Source organism: Streptomyces sp. DG1A-41 (assembly GCF_037055355.1).
Taxonomy (GTDB): domain Bacteria; phylum Actinomycetota; class Actinomycetes; order Streptomycetales; family Streptomycetaceae; genus Streptomyces.
The window spans coordinates 788,342-806,661 of record NZ_CP146350.1; the positions used below are offsets into that span (position 1 = coordinate 788,342).

An 18,320-nucleotide genomic window follows, 5' to 3' on the forward strand; every position below is an offset into this window, starting at 1 on the left:
GAGCCCAGCAGTTGTGAGTCCCGCTCTCTGAACCGAACCGCCTGCTCCGAAAGGCACGAGATGAAGACAAGAGCTCTCCCCGCCCTGGCGCTGATATGTGCCGCCGGCCTGGCCGCCACCGCGTGCAGCGACCCGACCGCCGGGGGCGCCGGTTCGGACGGTTCGGGCGCCAAGCAGACGGCGGTGAACCCGACCGCCCGGCTGGACGGCGTGAAGCTGACCATGTGGACCGCGCAGAACACGGTGAACGCGCCCAAGCAGGTCATCGACGCCTTCGAGAAGGCCACCGGCGCCAAGGTCGACACCCAGGCGATCCCGGACCTCTACGAGCAGAACGTGCCGACGAAGCTGGCCTCAGGCGACCGCCCCGACCTGATGTTCTGGCAGCCGTCCATCTCCACGCTGCCGTTCGTCCAGCCGAAGCAGAACCTCCTCACCCTCGACGGGGAGCCCTGGGAGGCCAAGCTCGGCGGCACCGAGAAGTCGCTCGGCATGATCGACGGCAAGCGGTACGCGGCGATCGTCACCAGCCCCGCCATGCTCGGCGTCTACTACAACAAGGACGTCTTCAAGCAGGCCGGGCTGAGCGAGAAGGACTTCCCCCAGTCCTACGACGACCTGCTCGCCCTCGGCCACAAGGTCGTCGACAGGACCGACGCGGCCGCCTTCTACGAGGCCGGCGGCGACAAGTGGCCGCTCCAGTGGCAGATGCAGGTCCAGCTCACCGACCTCGACCGGCAGTGGTGGGCCGACCTGAACGCCGGCAAGAAGAAGTGGACCGACCCGGTCGTCGTCGGCGCGATCAAGAAGTACAAGGAGAAGCTGCTCGACGCCGGACTCGCCCAGAAGAACTACCGGACGGGCACCTTCACCGGGCAGGCCGACGCGCTGTGGAAGGGCGACGTCGGCATGGTCCTCAACGTCACTTCCTTCCAGAGCCAGTTGCAGGCCAAGTACTCCACCGCCGAGATCGACAAGAAGATCGGCTGGTTCCCGGTCGCCAACTCCTCGGCCACCGGCCTGTACTCCCCTGACCAGACCAACGGTGTCGTCGCCTTCAAGACCGGTGACGACAAGCGGCAGAACGCGGCCCGGCAGTTCCTCGCCTTCTGGCTCGGGCCCGACTACCCGGACTACATCAAGACGATGAAGATCCCGTCCGTGCAGCCCTCCGTGCCCACCCCCGACGGCCTGCCCGAGACGTCCAAGGCCCAGGTCGCCGCCCTGCCCAAGGCCATCGGCGTCTTCCAGGCCAAGGCGATCGTCGCCCCCGACACCCACCTGTACCTGGCCGACATGATCTTCGGCAAGAAGAGCCCGCAGCAGGTCGCGCAGGCGATCCAGGACCAGTTCGCGCAGGTGGCCAAGGCCCAGGGCGCACCCGGGTTCTGACCATGGCGGACACGGTCGTACGTACGCGCAAGCAACCGGCCGCACCAGGCACACCGAAAGGCGTGGGGCGGCTCCCGCACGCCGCCGTGCACCACCCCTGGTGGTTCGCGCTCCCCGCGATCGTCGTCTTCGCGGGCTTCTTCCTGGTGCCCAACCTGCTGAACTTCTACTACCCGTTCACCAACTGGTCCTCGTACCACGCGGACATCGCCTTCACGGGCCTGGACAACTTCAGGACCATCGCCGAGGACGGCTCGCTGCTGCGGGCGATCCGTACGACCCTGGTGTACGCGCTGCTGGCGGCGCTGTTCCAGAACGGCTTCGGACTCGTGCTGGCGCTGCTGCTGGAGGACGACAGCCGCTTCAACCGGTTCTTCCGTGCCGTCTTCTTCCTGCCGGTGCTGATCTCGGCGCTGGCCACCGGGTACGTCTTCCAGGCGTTGCTCGACCAGGACGGAGCCGTCAACTCCGTTCTGGGCACGGACATCCCGTGGCTGGGCTCGACGACCTGGACGCTGGTGATCGTCACGCTCATCCACGGGTGGAAGTGGATGGGCCTGTCGATGCTGATCTATCTGGCCGGGCTCAAGGGCATCCCCGGCGAGATGCTGGAGGCCGCGAAGTGCGACGGGGCGGGGCCCTGGCGGACCTTCTGGTCGGTGCGCTGGCCGATGCTCGCGCCGGCCGTCACCTTCAACGTCACCACCGCGCTGATCGGTTCGATGAACACCTTCGACATCGTGCAGGCCACGACGGGCGGCGGCCCCGCGGCCTCCACGGAGGTCTTCAACATCTACATGTTCCGGATCTTCGGTCAGGGCCTGTACGCGCAGGCCTCCGCGATGAGCCTCGTCCTGTTCCTGGTGGTGGTCGCCGTGGCGATCCCGCTGGTCGTGGGGCTCCGGCGAAGGGAGCAGATGCTGTGACCGCGGTGTGGCGGTACGGCCGCCCTTCCCTCGTCGTCCTGCTCGCCGCGCTGGCCGTGGGCGTGCCGCTGTGGCTGGTCGCCGTCACCTCGGCCAAGCCGCAGGCGGAGGCGATCAAGCCGAACCTGGACCTGCCCCGGCAGTGGCAGCCCGCGAGCAACTACGCGGACGCCGTCAGCGAGGGCGAGATGCTGCGCGGTTTCCTCAACTCGCTGCTGGTCGTGGTGCCTTCGGTGGTCCTGGTGCTGATCCTGGGCGCGGGCGCCGCCTGGGTCTTCGCCCGCCGCAAGTCGAAGCTGGTCTCGGCGGCCTACGCGCTGTGCATCAGCGGACTGCTGCTGCCGCCCGCCGTCATCACCATCGTGATGGAACTGCGGCAACTGGGGATGGCCAACACCCGCCCCGGCATGATCGCCGTCTACACCGGGATGTACCTGTCGACGTCGATCTTCTTCATGACTGGCTTCATCCGCGCCATCCCGATGGAGCTGGAGGAGGCGGCCCGGATCGACGGGGCGACGCCGGCGCGGATCTTCTGGCGGATCGTCCTGCCGCTGCTCCGGCCGGTGATCGCCACCGCGACGATCATGGTGATGCTCTACGCCTGGAGTGACATCTTCTACGCGTTCTTCGTCCTCGGCGGCGGAGACCGGGCGACCCTGCCGCTCAACCTCTACCAGGTCGCCAGCGCCCAGCTCTACCTCAACAACTGGCATCTCGTCTTCGCGTACGTCGTGGTGATGAGTTTGCCCATGGTCGCCGTGTTCCTCGTCGGCCAGCGAAAGATCGTGTCCGGAATCACCAGTGGAGCCGTGAAGTGACTGGAGGTCCAGCAGCGTGATCACCCCCACCCGTACGAGATCTCGTACGAGAACCGTCTTGATAGCCGCCGTACTCGGAGCAACCGCCATGGCAGGCACTCTTCCCGCGGCCGGGCCCGCCGCCGCGGCCGATCCACAGCGCCTCACTGTCGACCTCAAAGCCTCCGAGGGCCCGGTGATGCTCGGCGCCAACGGCTCGCTGTACGGGCTGAGCGACGACGGGGTGCCCAGCGATGCCGCGATGGCGCCCCTGAAGATCACGAGCATCTCGCAGAAGCCGGAGGGCGGCGCCCAGCACCCCAACGGTGACGCGCTCACGGTCTCCAAGTCGTTCTTCCGCAACGGCGGCGGCGAGATCAACGTGATGATGCAGGACATCTACGCCAAGTGGCCGTACGAGGACCTCGGCATCGACGACTACCTCCCCAAGGTCGACAAGATCGTCAAGGAGGTCTCGGCCGACCCGAACAGCGACCGCTTCGTCTACATCCCGTTCAACGAGCCCGACCAGATCTGGTACAAGCTGGACGTCGCGGACCAGGCGCAGTACGAGAAGAACCGCGACCGGTTCTTCAAGGACTGGAAAACGGTGTACCACCGCATCCGCGCGATCGACCCGGACGCACGGATCGCCGGTCCCAACGAAGCCGCGTACCACACCCGCCTGTTGAAGGACTTCCTCGCCTTCGCCAAGCGGGAGAACGTGCTCCCCCAGGTGATGACCTGGCACGAGCTGGGCTCCGGCTCGCTGCGCGACTTCCAGGCGCACTACGACGACTACCGCAAGCTGGAGCGCGAGGCGGGCATCGCCCCGCTGAAGATCAACATCGACGAGTACGCCAACCGCCGCGACCTGTCCGTGCCCGGGCAGCTCGTGCAGTGGGTCTCGATGTTCGAGCGCAACAAGGTGTACGCCAACATGGCCTACTGGGACGCGGCCGGCAACCTCAGCGGCCACGTCGTGCGCTCGAACATCCCCAACGGCGGCTGGTGGCTCTTCCGCTGGTACGCGGGCATGACCGGGAACACCGTGAAGGTGACGCCGCCGCAGCCCAACACCATCGACACCCTCCAGGGCCTGGCCTCCCTCGACACCTCCCGCCGCCAGGCGCAGGTCCTGCTCGGCGGCTCCGCGGGTGACTCGGACGTCGTCGTGCGTCACGTCCCCCGGTCGGTGTTCGGACGTACGGTCACCGCGACCGTCGCCGAGGCCGCCTGGTCCGGATACGAGGGGCAGCACGCGGCGCCGCGGGTGCTCGCGCGCACCAAGGTGAAGGTCGCGGAGGACGGTTCGGTGACCGTCCCGCTGCGCGGCCTGCACAAGATGTCGGCGTACCGGGTCGTCCTCACCCCCGGCGGCTCCGGCACCCCGTCCGCCGCCTCCGTCCCGTGGTCGGCGTCGTACGAGGCCGAGGACGCGGCCATCACCGACGGCAAGGTCTACACGCAGGGCACGGTCCAGAACGCCAACGGCTACGCGGCCTCCGGCACCAAGGACGTCGGCTCGCTCAACCAGCCCGGCAGCAAGGTCGCCTTCTCGGTGACGGTCCCGAAGGACGGCACGTACGACCTGGCGATCCTCTACGGCAACCAGTCCGGCGGCCCCGCCACGCAGAAACTGTCGGTCGACGGCGGCGCCCCGGTGACGGTCTCCTACCCCTCCACGGAGAACTGGACGTACCGCGCCAAGAAGGACGTCAGTGTCCAACTGAAGGCGGGCACACACCAGTTGACCCTGTCCAAGGGCGACGCCGAGGTCACCCTGGACCGGATCGACCTGACCACGTGGACGGGCGTGCCCTCCGCCTCCTACGAGGCCACGCTGGCGGACATCAGCGGCAAGCCGTCGTACGACTACACCTCGTCGGCCGGCGTGGGCACGGGCTCCCTGGTCCTGCGCTCCGGTGACAAGGCGGTGTTCGACGTCTACGCCCCGCGCGACGGCTACTACACGGTGGTGCCGCGGACTTCGGCGGCCGTGAAGCTCTCGCTGCACGGGGAGACGGTCACGGCCGCGCCCGGCCGCCCGCTGCGGCTCTACCTGGTCGCGGGCAACAACCGGATCGCTATGACGTCGGGCCACTCCGCCGTCCGCTCCCTCGACGTCTCCGGCGACGGCTCGGCCGCCGGCACCCTCTCCTATGAAGGCGCCTCGGCCACGCTCGCCGGCGGGGCCAAGCTCGTCGAATCCCCGCACGCGTCCGCCGGTTCGTACATCGGCTGGCTCGGCAACAGCCCCTCCAGCACCGCCGAGTTCACGGTGGACGCACCCCGGTCCGGCCGCTATCTGCTGGTCGTCCACTACGCGCACAACGACCGCCGGGACAACGGCCACGCCTACAACACGGACATCATGTCCCGTACGGCGGACATCACGGCCGGGACCGCGGACCCGGTGAAGGTCACCTTCAAGAACACCTGGAGCTGGGACGACTACTGGACCGTCGGCGTCCCGGTCGACCTGGCGAAGGGCGCGAACAAGGTGACGTTCGGCAACGCGAGCGCCTGGGCGCCGAACATCGACCGGATCGAGCTGGGCCGGGTCGTGGGCTGAATCTCGCGGTGACGGGGTCGGTTGCGGAGGAGGGATCTGCTCTCCTCCGCAACCGGCGTGCAAGATCTCTTCCGGCGTCCCCCTATACTTCTACATGCTTGTAGAACGTCAGCACACGCATGTGAGGAGTGGACGCCACCATGGTGTTCAAACGACTGCTCGGCGCGCTCGGCGTGGGCGGCCCCACGGTCGACACGGTCCTCGACCCGGCTCCCGTCCGGCCCGGCGGCACGCTCACCGGTGAGGTCCGACTGGCCGGCGGCAAAGCCGACTTCGACATCGAACACATCACCCTGGAGCTGGTGGCCCGGGTCGAGGCCGAACACGAGGGCGGCGAGAGCGAGGGCGTCGTCGCCTTCGGCCGCTTCACCGTCGGCGGCGGCTTCCGGCTCGCCGAGGGCGAACAGCGCGTCGTGCCGTTCAGCGTGACCCTGCCGTGGGAGACGCCGGTCACCGAACTGCACGGCCAGAGCCTGGGCGTCGTCCTGGGCGTGCGCACCGAGTTGTCGGTGGCAGGCGCGAAGGACAAGGGCGACCTGGACCAGCTGAACGTCGCACCGCTGCCCGTGCAGGAGGCCGTCCTCGAAGCCCTCGGCGGGCTCGGGTTCGGCTTCAGGACGGCCGACCTCGAGTACGGGCGCATCGGCGGCACCGGCCAGCAACTGCCCTTCTACCAGGAGATCGAGCTCGTCCCGTCACCCCACTACGCACACCGGGTCAACGAGATCGAGCTGACGTTCCTGGCGGGCCCGGGCGGTATGGAGGTCGTGCTGGAGGCCGACAAGCGCGGCGGCTTCCTGTCGCCCGGCGGCCACGACGCGCTGACCCGCTTCACCGTCTCTTACGAGGGGGTGGAGCACCAGGACTGGCCCGCGATCGTCGACGGCTGGATCCGGCAACTGGTCGAGCACCGGGCGTCGTACGGCTCCCCTGCCGCGTTCGGCATGGGCGGCCACGGCCACGACGGCCACGACGGCCACGGCGGGCACCACCATGACGGCCGCCGCTCGGGCCCCGGCATGGGAACCGCCGTAGCGGCGGGCGCGGCCGGGCTCGCGGCCGGGGTCGTCGGCGGCATGGTCGCGGACGAAGTGGTCGACGAGGTCGGGGACTTCTTCGAGGGCGAGGAGGCAGAGGAGGGCTGAGGCCCCGCCCCTCAAAGAGGTGTGGCGGCGTGCAGGATGAGCACCATCGTGACGGCGGAGTTCGCGGAGGACATCGCCGACACGGCCGTTCCGGCAGCCGCGCCCCACGCCGCCAGTCCGACCGACGTGAACACCGGGGGCCAGGTGCGTACGGCGGGTGGCGGGCCGAGCAGGGCCGCCACCCGGCGCGGCACCGGGCCCGGAGCGGCGAGTCCCGCGAGTGTGGGCGCCGGGGTGCCCCGGGAGACGAGGGCGGCCGTGCCGATGGCACGCGCCACCGTGCGGCGGCTGCCGATCGCCCGGGCGGCCTCCTCGTCCGCCCACCGCTCGGCCGTGTAGGCCACGGCCGTGCGCAGCGGCCGCAGAAACGGGTTGGCCCGGGCCGCGAGCTGCACCGCGAGCAGGAAGCGGTCGTGCCGGGCGGCGAGATGCGCCCGCTCGTGGGCGAACAGGGCCCGGCGCTCGGCCGGCCGGAGCCGGTCCAGCAGGGCCGTGGTCACCACGACACGCCCCCCGCGCCGACCACGGACACGGTGCCCGCCGCTGCCGCGCCGAACAGCACCGCCCGCTCGACCGTCACGCTGAGCATCGCCGCGCGGAGCGCCACCACCCGGGCGACCGCGACCCGGAACACCACCATCCTGGCGACCGCCACGCAGAACACGACCGCCCCAACGGCCGGCGCCCAGGGCACCACCACCCCGGCGACCACCGGGCAGCGCATACGCGTACGGAACGCCGTCCGGCAGTACGGCCACCTCCGTGTCCGGCAGCCCGGACAGCGCGCGGTGGGCCCGGCGGCGTACCCGGGCATGCCGCCACAGCGTGCGGGCGCAGGCGACGACCACCGCGCACAGCGCGGGAATCGCGGCCTTGCCGACGACCTCGTCGAACGGCACCGCCGCCCGGACCTCGGGGTCCGACCAGCCGTCGGGCAGCGGGTTGCCGGGCAGTTGGGCGGTGCCGACCACCATGACCAGTCCCAGGCACACCGTGCTGCACAGCGCCAGCACGGCGGCCATAGCGGTCAGTAACCGGGTCGCGGTGCGCGGGTGCAGATGCTGTTCGGCCAAGCGTGCGACCGGCCAGGCCGTGAGCGGGAGAACCAGTGGCAGAAAGACGAAGACCCCCATGAGGCTTCAGCCTTCCCCCTCGCCGTGGGCCTGATCCAGCAGGTCACGCAGCAGCCGTTCGTCGTCCGGGTCGAGGCCGGTGAGGAAGCTGGCCAGGACGGCCTCGCGGTCACTCTCGGCGTCCAGCACCTTGCGCATCTTCCGGGCGGCCAAGCCCGCTTGGTCCGAGGCGGGTGTCCAGGCGAAGGACCGTCCCACCCGCTCCCGGGTGACCGCGCCCTTGCCCAGCAGCCGGGTCAGGATCGTGATCACCGTCGTGTACGCGAGGTCACCGCCGAGGCGTTCCTGCACCCAGCCGGCCGTCGCCGGGCCGTCCGCCTCCCGCAGTGCCGACAGCACCAGCGCCTCCAGCTCGCCCTGCCCCCGCCGGGGACGCTGTCGGGGATCCGTCACCGCCCTGCCTCCCTTCGCCGCCCTGCCTTGCCCGTGCGGACATCGTATAGATCCGCGGGACCGACCCCTTCTACTTCTACAGTGCTGTAGATTTTAAGGCGGTGTACCGACATCCGACACAGCAATCGACAAGGAGACCATGTGGCCGATCCGCCCCGCCTCCACCCCGAGGACCGCGCGGACTTCGAAGCGGTACTGGATCTGGCGCTGACCACCGCGGACATCCATGGCACCGTGCGCGCCGATCCGACCGGCCGGACGGCCGCGCACCTGCGCGCCCACGCGCTCGCCCATGCCAACGACATCACGGCGGCGGTCGGTGAGCCGTACCGCGCCTACCTCGCCGTGCGGACCGCCGCCCGGCAGGACGCACGGCGCCCGCTCGCCTCCGGCAGTCTGCTGCCCGCCCTCGCGGTGCTCACGCCGCTGGTGGCGGCGACGTCCGCCGGGGCTCTGCTCCTGCTCGGCAGCCTGCTCCAGGTCGCGGACGCACCGGGCCCGTTGCCCGGATCGCTCGTCGCGGCCGGCTGGACGCTGGCACTCGTCGCGGCCCTGACCGGCCTCCTCTCTCTGGCCGCGCTGCTGCGCTCGGCCCTGGGCGGGCGGGCCGACCGCGTGGAGCACGCCCGGCTGGCCTGGCGGCAGGCCCTGCTCGACCGCGGCATGCTGCCCCATCTACGCCGGCATACGGCGGTCGCACTTTCCGAGGCGGGGATCACACCGTGCTCCCCGCCCGATACGCTCGCGCCGTGCCCGGCCCGGGCGAGAAAGGACACACCATGTTCGGACTGAGCGAGCTCGCGATCCTCCTCATCGTCGTCATAGCCGTGATCGGGGCCAGGAAGCTGCCCGAACTGGCCCGGTCGGCCGGCAAGTCCGCCCGCATCCTCAAGGCCGAGGCACGCGCCGCGAAGGACGAGGAGGCCGGTGAGGGCGCCGCGCCGCGGGTGGTCCCGGGCGAGATCGTCCCGCCGCGCACGGGCACGACCCCGCCCGGCGCGCGGGCGGCGGACGCCCCGGACCCCCGCTGATCCGTCCCCTGCCTACAGCGTGCGCTCCAGGCGGTCGGCCACGAGCTTGACGAAGCGTGCGGGGTCCTTGGGCTGGCCGCCCTCGGCGAGCACCGCCAGCGTGTGGAGCAGCTCGGCGGACTCGACGAGGCCGGAGCGGTCCTCGCGCTCCTGGTACGCCTGGTTCAGGTTCTTCACCAGCGGGTGGCCGGGGTTGAGTTCGAGGATCCGCTTGGTGCGCGGCACCTCCTGGCCCATCGCCCGGTACATGTTCTCCAGCGCCGGGGTCAGGTCGTGCGCGTCCGAGACGACGCAGGCCGGGGAGACGGTGAGCCGCGACGACAGGCGCACCTCCTTGATGTCCTCGTCCAGCTGCTCCCGCATCCAGCCGAGGAGACCGGCGTACTCCTCGGCCCGCTTCTCCCGCTCCCCGTCGGCCTTCTCGTCCTTCTCGCCGTCGAGGTCGATCTCGCCCTTGGCGACGGAGCGCAGCTTCTTGCCCTCGTACTCGCCGACGGCGTCGACCCACACCTCGTCGACGGCGTCGGTGAGCAGCAGGACCTCGATGCCCTTGTCCCGGAACGCCTCCATGTGCGGGGAGTTCTCGATGCTCTGCCGGGACTCGCCGGTGATGTAGTAGATGTCCTCCTGGCCGTCCTTCATCCGCTCCGCGTACTGCGCGAGCGTGGTCGGCTCGTCCTCGGCGTGCGTGGTCGCGAACGACGCGACGGCGAGGATGGCGTCCCGGTTCTCGGAGTCGGTGACCAGGCCCTCCTTCAGTACCGTGCCGAACTCGCGCCAGAACGTGGCGTAGCGGTCGGTGTCCTTGGCCTTGATCTCCTTGACCGTGGACAGGACCTTCTTCGTCAGCCGGCGCTGCATCATCCGGATGTGCCGGTCCTGCTGGAGGATCTCGCGGGAGACGTTGAGCGAGAGGTCCTGCGCGTCGACGACGCCCTTGACGAAGCGGAGGTAGGGCGGCAGCAGCGCCTCGCAGTCGTCCATGATGAAGACGCGCTTCACATACAGCTGGACACCGCGCTTGAAGTCCCGCGTGAACAGGTCGTGCGGGGCGTGCGAGGGGACGAAGAGCAGGGCCTGGTACTCGAAGGTGCCCTCGGCCTGGAGCCGGATCGTCTCCAGCGGCTCGCGCCAGTCGTGGCTGATGTGCTTGTACAGCTCGTGGTACTCGTCGTTCGACACCTCCTCGCGCGACCGTGCCCACAGGGCCTTCATCGAGTTCAGCGTCTCGGGCTCGGGCGCGTCCTCGCCGTCGCCTGACTCCGGGACCATCCGGATCGGCCAGGTGATGAAGTCCGAGTACCGCTTGACGATCTGCTTGATCGTCCACGGCGAGGTGTAGTCGTGGAGCTGGTTCTCCGGGTCGGCGGGCTTGAGGTGGAGGGTGACGGAGGTGCCCTGCGGCGCGTCGTCGACCTTCTCCAGCGTGTACGTGGACTCGCCGCGCGACGTCCAGCGGGTCCCCTGGCTCTCGCCGGCCCGCCGGGTCACCAGCGTCACCTCGTCCGCCACCATGAAACCGGAGTAGAAGCCGACGCCGAACTGGCCGATGAGCCCCTCGGCGTTGGCCGCGTCCTGGGCCTCCCGCAGCTCCTTCAGGAAGGTGGCCGTACCCGAGTTGGCGATGGTGCCGATGAGCTGTCCGACCTCGTCGTACGACATCCCGATGCCGTTGTCCCGCACCGTGAGGGTCCGGGCGTCCTTGTCGACGTCGATCTCGATGTGCAGGTCGGAGACGTCGGCGTCGAGGGAGTCGTCCCGCAGCTTCTCCAGGCGCAGTTTGTCCAGCGCGTCGGAGGCGTTGGAGACGAGCTCCCGCAGGAACACATCCTTGTTCGAGTAGACCGAGTGGATCATCAGCTGGAGCAGCTGACGTGCCTCTACCTGGAACTCAAACGTTTCGGTCGTCATGGTTCGCGAATACCTCACAGGTCCCACAGTCGCCTGAACTGGTGGCAGTCACTTTAAAACACCACGTCAGGCCGGGACCCGGAAGTCAGACGAGGTGGGCGAAAACCACCAGATTCTCGGTGTAATCCCGGGCCTGACGGTCGTAGGCACCCGCGCAGGTGATGAGCCGGACCTGCGCGTCGGGGGTGTCGCCGTACACGCGCTCGCTGGGGAAGTCTGCCTTCTCGAAGGACTCCGCGTCGTCGACCACGAAGGTCGCCCTGCGGCCGTCGGCTCGCGCCACGTGGAACCGGTCGCCCTTCTTCAGCTGGCTGAGCCCCGCGAACACGGCCGGGGACGTCGCGGTGTCCACATGCCCGGCGATGATCGCCGTTCCGGGCTCGCCGGGCGAGACGCCCTTGGCGTACCAGCCGACGAGGTTGGTGTCGTCGGCCGGAGGGGGTTCGAGCTGACCCGAACGGCCGATGGCGAGGTCGGTGAAAGGCGCGTTCACCGAGATCTTGGGGATGTACAGGCGAACCGGCCTGGACCGCGGCAGCCGGGGGCCGGTCCCGGACGGGACGGCCCGGTGCGGCGCCGCGGCCGAGGGCGGCGCGTCGGGCACGGCTGGCGCGGTGGAGGCGGCCGTCGGGACGGCCGGTGGGGCGTGCGGCGGACCGCCCGCGTCGGACGACGACTCACCACGGCCGGCGACCAGACTCACGGTCAGGACCAGGGCGACGAGACCCCAGAGAACCGACACGACTGTGCGGAATCGTCGCTTCGACGGCGGGGGGCCTGGCTCGGCGGGAGAGGGAGGAGGGCTGGCTGCCATCGGAGACCACCTCATTCGGACACGGCAGCGGAACGGACACGGCAGGCGGGAGGACGAGCCGGGCCGCCGCGACGCGAGGAGCACGTGCGGCGGCCACGGCGGCTATGCGGTCAGGCCTCGGTCATGCCACGCCCCGTGAGGCCTTCTGGCGGCGCAGGGCGTACAGGCCGGTGCCGGCCACCGCCAGCACCGCGAGACCGCCGGCGGTGACGCCCGGTGCGTCGGCAAGTCCGCCGCCACCGGTGTGCATCCCGCCGCGCGGCTTGTGGTGCTTGTCGCCGTGCCAGGTGCCCTTCTCGTGGTCGTCGTGCTTGCCGTGCTCGTCGCCGAACTCGTCCTTGCCGTGCTTGTCCCCGAAGCCGTCCTCGTGGTGCTTGTCGCCCCAGGGGCCGTCGCCTCGCTCGCCTTCCCAGTCGTCCGAGTTCACCGCGGTCAGCGCTCCGCCACCCGTGTGCACTCCGCCGCGCGGCTTTTCGTGCTTGCCGTGCTCGAAGTCCTTCCCGTGGTCGTCGTGCTTGCCGTGGTCGTCGTGCTTGCCGTGCTCGTCCCCCTTACCGTGCTCGTCTGCCTTGCCGTGCTCGTCTCCCTTGCCGTGCTCGTCTCCCTTGGCGTGCTCGTCTCCCTTGGCGTGCTCGTCTGCCTTGCCGTGCTCGTCTGCCTTGCCGTGCTCGTCTCCCTTGCCGTGCTTGTCGCCGAACTCGTCCTTGTGCCCGGACTGGTCGGAGTCGTGGTCCGTGTTCACCGCGGTCAGCGCTCCCCCACCCGTGTGTACCCCGCCGCGCGGCTTGTGGTGCTTGCGGTCCTTGTCGTGCTCCTTGCTGTAGGAAGTGGTGTCGTGGTCCTTGTCACCCATCGTCACGGCGTAGGCGGTGGGTGCGGTGATCGCGAGGGCGGCCGTGGCCGTGGCCGTCGCGAGCAACATGCGAGCAGAGCGCATCGATGAGTCCTTCCGTCGCGGGCCGGGCGCTGACGCCTCGCCAGCTCACGAGACCGGCCTCGACGTGAACTACCGTCAGTCATGCCGGGCCGTCCCACCATCCAGGGCGTACACACGGGTTACGACCACACCCTGATGGCGGCACCCGCCCCGGCCCGGTCCGGCCCGAAAGATCGCCACCTCTCGCCCGTTACGGCCGTCTCCTACGGCGACACGGGGGCGGGGTCCGCTTGCCTCCGGACCAGCGGCGGGAGGCGCTCATGGCCATGGTCGGCCTGTTCTGGTTCGGCGAGGACTCGGTGTACGTGGGGGCCGAGCCCGGGCGGACGGCCTCCGGGGTGCGGCTGTCCGAGGACGGCGTCGAGACGCTGGGGCCGGCCGGGGCGGGTTCGGGACGTGGGACCAGGTGATCCGGATCGAGGCGCGCGACGTGCCCGTGCGGTCCGGGGTGCGGAGGCTGGCGTCCATGGCCTTCGACACCGCGCTCGTCCTGGTCACGGGGGGCGGCGATCTGCCGCCCGCGTTCTCCGTGGAGGTGGCGAAGGCCGAGGCGACCGTCGAGGTCGCTGTACATGCGGCCGTCGCCGGAGGGATCTAGCTGCCCTCCGACTACGAGCTCTCCATCACCCTCCTCCAGCGGCTCGCCGACGGCGGCACCGAGATCGGCGACCTCCTCGCCTGGGGCCGTGACCACGCGGCCGAGGGCACTCCGCCGCGCGAGGAACGCGAGGTGCTGATGCGGAAGTGAACCGGGGCGTAGTGCCTGTCCGCGGCGCGCGTCACCATCGCCTCTGCCTCTGACGCCCCAGGCGGCTCGGGTCCGGGTCGACCAGTTGGGCCGCCATGCCGACGAGGACCAGCCCGGCCGCGATGAGCAGCCCTTGTGCCAGTGCGATGCCGGAGCCCAGCACGGCCATGCCGAGGGCCAGCGCCCACCAGGATCCGGTACGCCGGTACTCCCGGGGCCGGGCCGGGCGGCCGGACCTCATGGCCCGGGTGAACCTGGGGTCCTCCCGCTCGAGTCGTGATTCGAGGTCGACGAGACGTTCGTCTTCGGACTGGGGCACGGCTTCTCCTTCCCGGCCCGACAGCGTTTCGAGGCAGGGCACAGCCGAGGCCATGGCCAGTCCTGGGGTGTCGGGCCGCGTGACGGTGCGGAGGGAGACAGCCCGCCGACGCAGCGGCGCGACCGGTCTCACCAGGGCCTCAGCTTCTCCCCCTCCAGCGACGTCCGCCATCAGGCCCCATCCTCATCCTTCCCGGTGGCCGCCCCGTACGAACGCCGTGCCGTAAGGCGGATGTTCGGTCCCAGGACGGGTGGTGGCACGGATGGCGGCGCGGCCGGACAGCGCACACGCTAAATCACGACGGTGTCGAGGAGGCGGGCGTCGGCCACGGTCGCGTACCAGAACACGCACGAGATCGATCGGCCTGCTGCGTCCGGGGCGGTGTCCGGTGGTCGGTGGCCGGGCGGAGGCCGCCGAGCGGATCACGGCGTTCGACACGACGCTCTTCGAGTCCCTCGCCGCCGGCCTTGGCCTCGGCCCAGGCCCGGGCGAGAGCACCGAAGTGCGCCTGACCGTCCCCGTACGTGATCCCGACCGGAACGGCCGACCATGACCGACACCTCCCCCACGCGCATCGTGCTCGCCGACGACGACGCCCTGGTGCGCCGCGGCGTCCGGCTCACCCTGGACGCCGAACCCGACCTCACCGTGGTCGCCGAGGCGGAGCTGCCCGGGGACGCGGATTCTCGTCCTGACCATGTACGACAACGAGCAGTTCTTCTTCGAGGCCCTCGGTGCCGGTGCCTCGGGCTACGTCCTGAAGTCCGGCGCGGACCGCGATCTGGTCGAGGCGTGCCGGGCCACCATGCGGGGCGAGCCGTTCCTGTACCCCGGTGGGTCGACGCGCTCGTCCGGGACTGTCTCGAGCGCGCCCGGGACGGCCGCGCACTGCCCTCCCGGCCCATCACCGACCGCGAGGAGGAGATCCTCAAGCTCGTCGCCGAGGGCCACACCTCGCAATGATCGCCGAGTTGCCGGTCATCAGCCCCAAGCCGGTGGAGCGTCACCGCGCCAACCTGCTCCAGAAGCTCGGCCTGAAGGACCGTCTGGAGCTGACCAGTTTCGCCATCCGCGTCGGGCTGATCGAGCCCTGGGAGCGCCCGGGGGCCGACTGCCTAGCGCTCGGCTGGCTCGGGCTGAGGAGCGGAGGGTGCGCTGTCGTCCTGGGGCTCGATGTCGTACGACGGGGCCCTGCGACCGGACAGGAGGCCCTGGCCGGCCCGGAGCGCGCGGGCGAGCAGGTGGGCCCGGCCGGCGGCGATGGGGCCGAGGATCGCGAGGACGAGCACGTACGCGGCGATGAACGGGGCCAGGCGTGCGTCGAGTCCGGCGGTGGCGGCCATGGCGCCCAGGATCAGCGCGAACTCCCCGCGGGCCACGAGGGTGGTGGCGATCTCGGCGGCGGGCTCGGTGCCGTAGCGGTACACGCGGGCGACGAGGAGTCCCGCGGCGACGTTCATGACGACGGTCAGTGCCGCCGCCGCGGTGACCGGTCCGACGACGGACACGATGTCGCCGGGGTCGATGGAGAGACCGAAGGCGAAGAAGAAGATCGCCGCGAAGGCGTCGCGCAGCGGATGCACGAGTTTCCGGATCCGCGGGCCTGAGGGCGTGCCAGGCCAGGATCAGGCCGACCATGAAGGCGCCGATGGCGTCGGCGACTCCGAGGACCTCGGCGACTCCCGCCACGAGGACGGCCGCGCCGAGGAAGCTGATGACGAGCAGTTCGTTGTCGCGGGTCGCCATCAGACGGCCGGCCAGCTTGGTGCCGTGGCGGGCGGCCGCGGCCAATACCAGCAGGAAGCCGAAGGCCTTGGCGCTCTGGAGGACCGTGTCGCCGACGCCCTGGGCGCCGCTGATGACCGGCTGGAGCGCGGCGAGGTAGAGGGCCAGGAAGATGTCCTCGACCACGATGACGCCCAGGATGAGGCGGGTCTCCGGGCGGCCGATGCGGCCTTGGTCGATGAGGATCTTGGTGACGATGGCGGACGACGAGATCCCCAGGACACCGGCGAGCACCAGCGCCTCGCGGACGCCCCAGCCCAGGGCGAACCCGAAGACCAGCCCCGCGCCGACGTTGAGCAACAGGTAGATGCCGCCCGCGGTCAGCAGGCGCCGGCCTCCGCTCTTGAGGTCGTCGAGGTGGAACTCGAGGCCCAGGTAGAACAGCAGCAGCACCAGCCCGAGCGCGGAGAGCATCTCGAAGTCGTGTGCGTCCTCGACTATGACCAGGCCCGGGGTGTGCGGGCCGAGCAGGATGCCCGCGAGCATGAACAGCGGGATCGTCGGAAGTCCGATTCTGCCGCCGAGGCGGGCGAGGAGGGCGGCGGCCAGGAAGGCACCGCCCATGGCGAGGAGGCTGTCAGCGTGTCCCACGGGTCACCGCCTTCGCGGGCGCGCAGGGGGCGGATCGTTTCACCGTGCGGGAATGGATAGGGGCTCCTCCTTCGTGGGGCTGGGTCGGACGGCGTCGTGCGCGTCTCGGCGCCACCTGAGGCCGCGGCCGTGACAACCGACGCGAGCCTCGGCGACGCTGCCAGCCTCACACGGGCGCAGGGCCCATGACCATCGGTGCCAGCACCCATTTCCGGACGGGGGCGGCATTCATTCCCGGGCGTTGTCCGCACCAATTCCCGGACGGCGCGGCACCCGTTCCAGGCCGATGCCCGCACCCGCTCCCGGGCGGGGGCGACACCCATCTCCGGATGGGGCGGCACCCCTCTCCCTGTCACACGTCCCGGTGGTCGATGCCCAGCAGGCTCGCCGCCGCCCTGAAGTCGGCCGCGTGGTGGCCGACCGCGAGGGACCAGTGGTGGCCGACCCCCGTGGCGCTCCACGCGTCCACCCATTCGCCGGGATCGCGGCCGAAGTCGACGCGGCTGGTGGTGTTGCCGATCTCCAGCAGGGGTCCCGGTACGACGGTGCCCTCGGAGGTGACGAAGGACAGGCTGCCATCGGCGTCCTGGCCGAGGCCGAGCAGGGTGACGGGTCCGTGCTGGACGTCGAACTCGACGCTCACGCCCCAGCCGCGCTTGCCGTGGTAGACGCCGAGCCCGCGCAACAGGGGGTCGCGGGCGCTGACCGCGAGGTGGGCGGGTCCGTCGTGGCCCATCTCCACGACGCCGTCCTCGAAGTTGAGGGCCTGGATCTCGGTGAAGGAGCCTCCGGCGCCGACGCTCTGGGAGGCGAGCTGGGCGACGCTGGTGCGCAGTTCGTACTCCCCGGCCGCCGGCACGCCCCGGGCCGTCAGCAGGGAGGCACCCAGGATCATGCCGGCGCCGAGCCGCTCGTGCAGCTCCCCGTCCAGGCCCCGGTGGTAGTACGCGAGGCTGTCGAGCTGGAAGTCCGCCACGAGCCGGTCCAGGGCGACCGACACGGTCGCGCCCCAGGCGAAGTCCTCCTCCACCACGCTGTCGTCGAGGGTGAAGACCTGCCGGGCGAGTGCCATCCGCTCCCTGGTCTCCTTCTCGGTCACGCGCTCCACCCGGTGCCGCAGGTCGTCGAACTCCAGCACCTCCACATGCGACCCGAACGTCGCGGACAGCATCGTCGGATCGGTCTGCACGTCGAGCATGCCGGGGTACACGTGTCCCATGAGGCCGTGCCGGGCGTGCCGGAGCGCGGCGCGGATGTGCGCGGCCCGGATCCACTGTTCGATGCGCCGCCAGGCGGACTCCTGCCGCAGCCAGCCCGAGACCGACCGGAAGGGGATACCGGCGCGCCGGAAGACGTTGCCGACCTCGGGGACGGGGCACTGCCCGCAGTAGGCCAGCCAGGCCCCGGTGTCGAAGGAGGCGTGGTCCATCCTCTCGGTCGGCTGTAGATCGATGACCATGACCGGCGCGTGCGAGCGCTGCGCGATGGGCAGCACCATCGACGAGGTGAGGTATGTCGTCAGGAACAGCACGATCAGGTCGCAGTCGGCCCTGCGCAACTGCTCGGCGGCGCGCGCTCCTTCCCGGGCGTCGGAGACGAACCCGGCGTCGGTCACCTCGGCGTCCATCCCCCGGAAGCGCTCGGCGACGTAGGCGGCAGACTCCTTCAGTTGCGGCAGGAGCCCGGGGAACTGCGGCCAGTACGTGCCGAGTCCGCCGGCGACCAGTCCGATCCGGGTGCGGCGCCGTGTGACCGGCGGGAGCAGGTCGTGCAGGGCGGCGGCCCGTCCGGCGGTGCGGTCCGCGGTCGTTGCCATGATC

General features: G+C 70.5%; 16 protein-coding genes and 2 pseudogenes. 10 read left to right on the forward strand and 8 right to left on the reverse strand.

All coding sequences use genetic code 11. From position 1 onward, the window contains the following. Positions 1 to 60: 60 nt before the first annotated feature. The 5 genes from V8690_RS03725 (at position 61) to V8690_RS03745 (ending at position 6,838) form a co-directional block, all read left to right on the forward strand. Positions 61 to 1,392 (forward strand): ABC transporter substrate-binding protein, encoded by a 1,332-nt coding sequence (locus V8690_RS03725; protein WP_338775865.1) that lies wholly within the window; start codon positions 61 to 63, stop codon positions 1,390 to 1,392. Positions 1,393 to 1,394: 2 nt separating this feature from the next. Then, on the forward strand, positions 1,395 to 2,318 hold the full coding sequence (locus V8690_RS03730) for a sugar ABC transporter permease (RefSeq protein WP_338775866.1): 924 nt from the start codon (positions 1,395 to 1,397) through the stop codon (positions 2,316 to 2,318). After that, complete coding sequence (locus V8690_RS03735; RefSeq protein ID WP_338775867.1) at positions 2,315 to 3,139, forward strand: carbohydrate ABC transporter permease; 825 nt, start codon at positions 2,315 to 2,317, stop codon at positions 3,137 to 3,139. The genes V8690_RS03730 and V8690_RS03735 overlap by 4 nt, the downstream gene beginning before the upstream one ends. An 88-nt stretch (positions 3,140 to 3,227) precedes the next feature. Continuing rightward, complete coding sequence (locus V8690_RS03740) at positions 3,228 to 5,693, forward strand: CBM35 domain-containing protein (protein ID WP_338775868.1); 2,466 nt, start codon at positions 3,228 to 3,230, stop codon at positions 5,691 to 5,693. Positions 5,694 to 5,833: 140 nt separating this feature from the next. Beyond that, positions 5,834 to 6,838, forward strand: a complete 1,005-nt coding sequence (locus V8690_RS03745) for a sporulation protein (RefSeq protein WP_338775869.1) — start codon at positions 5,834 to 5,836, stop codon at positions 6,836 to 6,838. Positions 6,839 to 6,849: 11 nt separating this feature from the next. Here the strand turns inward: V8690_RS03745 and V8690_RS03750 are convergent, their stop codons facing one another. Beyond that, complete coding sequence (locus V8690_RS03750; protein WP_338775870.1) at positions 6,850 to 7,971, reverse strand: M56 family metallopeptidase; 1,122 nt, start codon at positions 7,969 to 7,971, stop codon at positions 6,850 to 6,852. A 6-nt stretch (positions 7,972 to 7,977) separates the two neighbouring features. Beyond that, on the reverse strand, positions 7,978 to 8,364 hold the full coding sequence (locus tag V8690_RS03755) for a BlaI/MecI/CopY family transcriptional regulator (protein ID WP_338775871.1): 387 nt from the start codon (positions 8,362 to 8,364) through the stop codon (positions 7,978 to 7,980). Between the two features lie 141 nt (positions 8,365 to 8,505). On the opposite strand from V8690_RS03755, the gene V8690_RS03760 reads away from it, so the two are divergent. Both V8690_RS03760 and V8690_RS03765 read left to right on the forward strand, forming a co-directional pair. Beyond that, entirely contained in the window at positions 8,506 to 9,156 is a 651-nt protein-coding gene (locus V8690_RS03760; protein WP_338775873.1) for a hypothetical protein, read from the forward strand. Continuing rightward, on the forward strand, positions 9,144 to 9,395 hold the full coding sequence (locus tag V8690_RS03765) for a twin-arginine translocase TatA/TatE family subunit (RefSeq protein ID WP_338775874.1): 252 nt from the start codon (positions 9,144 to 9,146) through the stop codon (positions 9,393 to 9,395). Before V8690_RS03760 ends, V8690_RS03765 begins: the two co-directional genes overlap by 13 nt. A 12-nt stretch (positions 9,396 to 9,407) precedes the next feature. On the opposite strand, the gene htpG is transcribed toward V8690_RS03765, so the two are convergent. The 3 genes from htpG to V8690_RS03780 all read right to left on the reverse strand — a co-directional run bounded on the left by htpG (position 9,408) and on the right by V8690_RS03780 (position 13,057). Beyond that, positions 9,408 to 11,306 (reverse strand): molecular chaperone HtpG, encoded by a 1,899-nt coding sequence (gene htpG / locus V8690_RS03770; protein WP_338775875.1) that lies wholly within the window; start codon positions 11,304 to 11,306, stop codon positions 9,408 to 9,410. Between the two features lie 85 nt (positions 11,307 to 11,391). Continuing rightward, positions 11,392 to 12,120 (reverse strand): class F sortase, encoded by a 729-nt coding sequence (locus tag V8690_RS03775; protein WP_338775876.1) that lies wholly within the window; start codon positions 12,118 to 12,120, stop codon positions 11,392 to 11,394. 121 nt (positions 12,121 to 12,241) lie between these two features. Next, the gene (locus tag V8690_RS03780) at positions 12,242 to 13,057 is read right to left on the reverse strand and encodes a hypothetical protein (RefSeq protein ID WP_338775877.1); all 816 of its coding nucleotides are present in this window, start codon (positions 13,055 to 13,057) and stop codon (positions 12,242 to 12,244) included. A gap of 260 nt (positions 13,058 to 13,317) precedes the next feature. On the opposite strand from V8690_RS03780, the gene V8690_RS03785 reads away from it, so the two are divergent. Both V8690_RS03785 and V8690_RS03790 read left to right on the forward strand, forming a co-directional pair. Then, the gene (locus V8690_RS03785) at positions 13,318 to 13,467 is read left to right on the forward strand and encodes a hypothetical protein (RefSeq protein ID WP_338775878.1); all 150 of its coding nucleotides are present in this window, start codon (positions 13,318 to 13,320) and stop codon (positions 13,465 to 13,467) included. Continuing rightward, entirely contained in the window at positions 13,464 to 13,655 is a 192-nt protein-coding gene (locus V8690_RS03790; RefSeq protein WP_338775879.1) for a hypothetical protein, read from the forward strand. The genes V8690_RS03785 and V8690_RS03790 overlap by 4 nt, the downstream gene beginning before the upstream one ends. Positions 13,656 to 13,836: 181 nt before the next feature. Here the strand turns inward: V8690_RS03790 and V8690_RS03795 are convergent, their stop codons facing one another. Continuing rightward, a complete protein-coding gene (locus V8690_RS03795; RefSeq protein ID WP_338775880.1) occupies positions 13,837 to 14,124 on the reverse strand; it encodes a DUF3040 domain-containing protein in 288 nt (95 codons plus the stop codon). A gap of 549 nt (positions 14,125 to 14,673) precedes the next feature. Between V8690_RS03795 and V8690_RS03800 the strand changes: the two are divergent. Beyond that, positions 14,674 to 15,215, forward strand: a pseudogene (locus tag V8690_RS03800) (response regulator transcription factor); the annotation flags it as partial. Between the two features lie 24 nt (positions 15,216 to 15,239). Here the strand turns inward: V8690_RS03800 and V8690_RS03805 are convergent. Both V8690_RS03805 and V8690_RS03810 read right to left on the reverse strand, forming a co-directional pair. Then, positions 15,240 to 16,500 (reverse strand): annotated as a pseudogene (locus V8690_RS03805) (cation:proton antiporter). Positions 16,501 to 16,852: 352 nt separating this feature from the next. Beyond that, on the reverse strand, positions 16,853 to 18,316 hold the full coding sequence (locus V8690_RS03810; protein ID WP_338775881.1) for an L-fucose/L-arabinose isomerase family protein: 1,464 nt from the start codon (positions 18,314 to 18,316) through the stop codon (positions 16,853 to 16,855). Between the last annotated feature and the right edge of the window lie 4 nt (positions 18,317 to 18,320).